Origin of the sequence: Pseudomonas asplenii (assembly GCF_001293465.1) — a bacterium.
GTDB classification, from domain to species: Bacteria; Pseudomonadota; Gammaproteobacteria; order Pseudomonadales; family Pseudomonadaceae; genus Aquipseudomonas; species Aquipseudomonas fuscovaginae_B.
On record NZ_JSYZ01000065.1, the window covers coordinates 1 to 1,461 of the forward strand.

Genomic DNA, 1,461 nt, shown 5'->3' on the forward strand with positions numbered 1-1,461 from the left:
CACCTGGCGCCGCTCATCGGGTCGTAATATGTCCAGTTCACCCAGTGAGGTCTCGGGCGACTGGCTGGCCGCCTCGAGCAGGATCAGCAAGCGCTGCGCCAAGGTCTCGACCGTGGCCGAGTCGAACAGGTCCTGGCGATACTCCAGCGCACCTTGCATGCCCTGCTGCCCAGCCTGCTCCGTGAACGACAGGGACAGGTCGAACTTGACTCGAGTGCCACTGGCCTCCAGCGGACTCACCACCAAGCCCGGCAACGCCAGTTGCTCAAGATCCGCGCTCTGGCTGGCCTCCAAGGTCAGTGTGACCTGGAACAACGCATGGTGCGCCAACGAACGCACAGGGTTGAGCGCCTCGACCAGGCGCTCGAACGGCAGGTCCTGATTCGAATAGGCCTCCAGGTCGGTTGCCCGCACACGGTCGATCAAGCTCAGGAAGTCAGGGTTGCCGCTGGTGTCCGTGCGCAACACCAAGGTGTTGACGAAGAATCCCACCAGTGGCTCCAGGCTTTCCTCGATCCGCCCTGCGACCGGGCTGCCGATCGGAATGTCGGTCCCGGCGCCCAGGCGGCTCAATAGCCCTGCGAAACCCGCCTGCAGTACCATGAACAAGGTCGCCCGCCGTGACTGGGCCAAGGCCTGCAACCGCTGGTGCAACGCGGCTGGCACCTGGAAGCGGACCACGCCACCTTCCGTGTTGGCGACGGCTGGGCGAGGCCGATCCGTCGGCAGGGAAATCTGCGTGGGCAGCTCGTGCAGCGCCTGACGCCAATAGCCCAACTGGTGGGCCAGTGCGCTCTGCTCGTCTTCAAGCTCGCCCAACCAGCCCCGTTGCCACAGGCTGTAATCCGCGTACTGCACCGGCAACGCCGTCCAGTCCGGCGACCTTCCGGTCGAGCGTGCTCGATAAGCCTGTACCAGGTCATTCAACAGGGGACCTTGAGAAGCACCATCGGTAACGATGTGGTGCAACACCAGCAGCAGCACGTGATCCTCGGCTCCCAAACGATACAACCGGACTCGCCAGGGCGGCGAAAGATCCAGGGCGAATGGCCGCTCGAGCTCGGCGGCCAGCAGGCCCTCCAGCGCCGCCGCGTCCGTGTCGAGCTGGACGAAGTCCACATGCGCCTGAGATGCGATGACCTGCCATGGCTCACCGTGGCGCACCTGGAAGCAGGTGCGCAGGGTCTCATGGCGCATCGCCAGGTCGGCCAGGGCTGACTGCAACGCCTGCGAATCCACCACGCCCTGCAGGCGCAGGGCCGTCGGGACGATGTAGGTCGAGGCATCCCCTTCGAGCTGTGCCAGAAACCACAACCGCTGCTGCGCGAACGACAACGGCAACAACTCGGGCCGCTGCATGGCAACCAGCCGCGGACGCTGCGCGTTCAGGTTTCGGCACTCATTGACCAGTTGAGCGACCGTCGGTGTCTCGAACACACTGCGCAGGGGCAACTCCACGCC

1 protein-coding gene is annotated in these 1,461 nt (G+C 65.0%); it reads right to left on the minus strand.

Annotation, left to right across the window (positions count from 1 at the left end; translation table 11 throughout):
* Window positions 1-1,461: condensation domain-containing protein (locus PF66_RS31640; RefSeq protein WP_241494502.1), on the minus strand; the 1,461-nt coding region annotated here is incomplete at both ends.